The sequence below is a fragment of the Kitasatospora sp. NPDC057198 genome (assembly GCF_042670125.1).
Lineage (GTDB): Bacteria > Actinomycetota > Actinomycetes > Streptomycetales > Streptomycetaceae > Kitasatospora.
The window spans coordinates 880-4,755 of record NZ_JBHUWH010000556.1 but is presented as its reverse complement, the minus strand read 5'-3'; the positions used below and the strand labels follow the sequence as shown (position 1 = coordinate 4,755).

Here is a 3,876-nt window from a genome sequence, read left to right as displayed (position 1 = left end):
CGTCAACGCCCCGCTGCGCGAGGCCCTGCGGCTGCGCACCCCCGGCGAACGGCTGCGGCTCGCCGTCGGCGCCGACGAACTGGCCGTCGGCGTCGGCACCGAGGAACTGGTCGAACGCAAGGTCCCGCTGCCGCAGCGCTGGCTCAAGGGCTTCGCCGAGACCCAGGTGCTCACCGCCCGCTTCGACCGGCGCGCCGCACTCCCCGCCGCCGAAGCCGTCCGCTTCCTGCGCACCCTGCCCACCACCGGCCGCAGCACCGTCCGCTGGGTCCTCCCGGCCGGCTCCGGGCTGCGCCCCACCTCCCGGCCCGGCCCCGGCGCGATCTGCCTGCCCGGCCCCGAACGCCTCTCCGCGCTGCGCCCGCTGCTGCGCCACGCCACCGCCCTGCACGTCTACGCCCCGCCCGGCACCCCCGCCGGGCCCACCGCCTCCGCCTGGGAACTCACCTTCCCCGGCGGCCGGTTGACGCTCACCCTGTCGCCCGACAGCTCCCGCGGCTTCTCCGGCGAGGGCGGACTCCTCGACCTGCTCGCCGACTCCGCCGGCTCCGTCGACCCGGCCGAGGACGTCGACGCGCTCGCCGCCCTGCTCGCCTGGGACCCGCGGATCGAACCCGCCGACCTCGCCGAGGACTCCGGCCTGAGCCCCGCCCGCGTCCGGGCCGCCCTCGCCCACCTCGCCACCGGCGGCCAGATCGGCTACGACCTCGCCGAAGCCGCCCACTTCCACCGCCAACTGCCGTACGACAGCGGCCGGGTGGCGGACCACAACCCCCGGCTGCGGTCCGCCCGCGCGCTGCTCGCCGCCGACGCCGTCGGCCCGGTCACCGGCGACTTCCGGGCGGTCACCGTCGGCGACCACGCCCACCACGTCCGGGTCGGCGCCGACGGCACCGCCCTGGGCTGCACCTGCCGCTGGTGGGCCCGCCACCGGGGCGACCGCGGACCGTGCAGCCACGTGCTCGCGGTGCGGATGACCGGGCAGGGGGAGTCGAAGTGACCGCCGAGGACCTCGTGACCGCCGTCCGGGAGGCCCGCACCCCGCTGGCCGCCGCCCTGGTCGCCCGGATGACGGACACCGAGCGCCGGGCCGAACTGCCCCGGCTCAAGCAACTGCGCCGCGAACTGCGGGGGAGCGACTTCTCCCGGGGCGGCGCGCTCGCCGCCCTGCTGGTCGTCGGGGCGGTCTGCCACACCGCCCCCTCCGGCGCCGCCGACTGGATCGCCGGCCGCGACTTCGACGTCCGGGCCTGGGACCAGCCACCGCTGACCGCCCTGCTGGACGACCAACCCGCCTCCTGGCAGCGGGAAGTGGCGCTGCGGCTGGCCCGCGCCCTCTCCGCCCGCCCCGTCAACCCGCTCGGCTGGGACGCCTCCGCCCCCTACGAGATCGCCGACTACCTGCTGCGCCGCAGCGACACCCCGCCGCCCGCCGAACCCGGCCTCGTCCTGGAGTGGATGCGCGACCGCGGCAACCCCGAACCCCGCCGCTGGCGCAACCACCTGCCGCCCGGCCCCGACCTGTACACCCGGCTGCGCGCCGACGGCTTCACGCCCGTCCTGGCCCCGCTGGTCTTCGACGCCGAAACCGTCGAGCCGCTCTCCGGCCCCTGGGCCGCCAGGAGCCCCGAACAGCGCTGGCCCGCCGTGCTGGCCCGGCTCGCCGCCGAGGGCGTCATCGACCGCCCGGCACTGATCGGACGCGGCTTCGCCCGGCTGGTGCGCGGCGGCGGCCAGGGCGAGGTGCGCACCTACCTGGGGCTGCTGCGTGCATTGGAGCCGAGCGCTGCCGAACTGGCGGACAACCGGCGGGCGTTGCTGGCGGTGCTGGACGGTGACTCGGTGGTGGCCGGGTACGCGCTGGAGTCGCTGGTGGCGTTGGACGCGGTCGGGCTGTTGGCGGTGGGGGAGTTGGCGGAGGCGTCGGGGGTGGTGTCGGCGCGTCCGGAGAAGAAGTTGCTGCGGGCACTGTTGGGTTGGCTGGACCGGGTGGCTGCCGGTGGTCGGGCGGAGGTGGCGTTGCGGGCGGTGGCGGGGTGTTTCGGGCATCCGGACCGGCAGGTGCAGGGGCAGGCGTTGAAGGTGGTGAAGCGCCATGTCCGTGGGCTGGAGGGGGAGTTGTTGACGGAGCTGCGGGCGGCGGCGCTGCTGCTGGACCCGGCGCACGCCGCGCCGGCGGCCGAAGTGCTGGGTGTGGAGGTGGTGTTGGAGGACGCGATCGGGGCGGTGGAGGCGGACCGGCTGCCGGAGCCGCCCCGGCCGGTGCCGATGCCCGCGCCGCTCACCACCCCGGCCGAGGTCGCCGAGGAACTGGCCGCCGCGATGGCCGCCGCCGACGAGAGCGTGGCCTTCGAGCGCGTCCTGGACGGCCTGGTCCGCCAGGTTTGGGCGGACCGGGCGGCCCTCGCCGCCGCCCTCGCCCCCGTCCTGCGGCCCGGCAGCGAATGGCAGGTGCTCGGCCGGCTCGCCGGCGTCGCCACCGGCGCCACCCCCGTGCCGCGCGTCCTGGACGCCCTGCAGTCCCGGCAGGGCCGGATCTTCGGCCACTGGGAATTCCGCGGCCCCGTCGGCGAGTTCCTCGCCGCCCGCCTGCACGAGACCGCCTGGCGACTCGCCGCCGACCCGGTGCCGTTCCTGCTCGCCACCCCGACCTGGTGCCACGGCGCCCTGGACGCACGGGAGTTGGTGTCCCGGCTGGCCCGCTACGAGGAACTCGGCGTTCAGCCCGGCCCGGTGGACTTCGCGCAGGCGCTGCTGCGGACGGCCGGCGACGGCAGCGAGGGCGCGCAGGCGCTGACCTCGCCCGCCGGGCGGCAGCTGGCTGCCTGGCTGCGCGGCGGCGGACTGCCCCGGCGCAGCTCGACCCCGGTGCCGCCCGGCACCTGGAAGGTGGGCGTCTGGTGCTCGGAATTCCGCCGGTACGCGGAGCAACCCGAGCTGCCGGAGCAGGACGTGGCGCACCTCGCGATACCCGCCCTGCGCGTGCCCGGAGTCGAACCGGCGGACGGGGTGCCCAGGGCGGTCCGGGAACTGCTCGGCCCGTCCGAGCCCTTCTTCCACGGCTACGCCGTGGAGCACTCCGCCCCCAGCGCCCGCTGGACCGCCCAACTCCCGTACCACCGCGAAGAGCTGGCCCTGCGCATCACCGGCCAGCTCGCCGAGTCCGCCGCCACCACCCCCGCCCGCGGGAACCCCCAGCTGCTGCCGCTGCTCGCCGAGGCGGCCGGCCCCTGCGGGTTCGCCGTCCACCAGGCGCTCGCCTACGGCCTCGGCGCCGGCCACGCCGAGGACCGCTCCGCGACGGTCGACGCCGTGCTCTCCCTCGCTGCCCAACAGCAGCTCGACCCGGCCGCGCTGGCCCGCGAGACGCTCGAACTGCTCGCCCTCGGCGCCGTCAAGCCCAACCGCCTCGCCGCCACCCTCGCCGAACTCGCCGACCCCGCACCGGGGCTCGCCTGGAGCATCCTGGCGATCCTCGTCCCCGGCCTGCTCGACGGCCAACCCCCGCGCGGCGCCGCCGACCTGCTCGCCGTCGCGGTCGACGCCGCCCGCCGCAGCGGCGCCCGCGGCCCGATCGACGCGGTGACCCGCACCGCCGCCCGCAAGGGAAGCACCAAACTACTGGCCGAGACCCGCAACCTGGCCGCGCTGCTCGGCGACTGACCGGGCGGGGCCGGGGACGGGGGCGGAAGCACGGGTGAAGAGGAACGGAGCGAGAACATGGACCTGGTCACGGCGATCCGGAACGCCGACCCGGTACGGGCGGTCGAACTGGTGGCGGGAATGGACGCGGCACGGCGGAAGGCCGAACTGCCCGGCCTGAACGCGCTGCGCCGCGAACTCATCAACCGGAACGGCCTGTTGCCCGGCTGGGAG

General features: G+C 76.8%; 2 protein-coding genes. Both read left to right on the top strand.

What is annotated here, in order from left to right:
• Window positions 1-1,000: SWIM zinc finger family protein (locus ACFUEL_RS35380; protein WP_380241631.1), on the top strand; the 1,000-nt coding region annotated here is incomplete at its 5' end.
• Complete coding sequence (locus tag ACFUEL_RS35375) at window positions 997-3,663, top strand: DUF6493 family protein (protein ID WP_380241629.1); 2,667 nt, start codon at window positions 997-999, stop codon at window positions 3,661-3,663. The genes ACFUEL_RS35380 and ACFUEL_RS35375, both read left to right, overlap by 4 nt.
• Window positions 3,664-3,876: the final 213 nt, after the last annotated feature.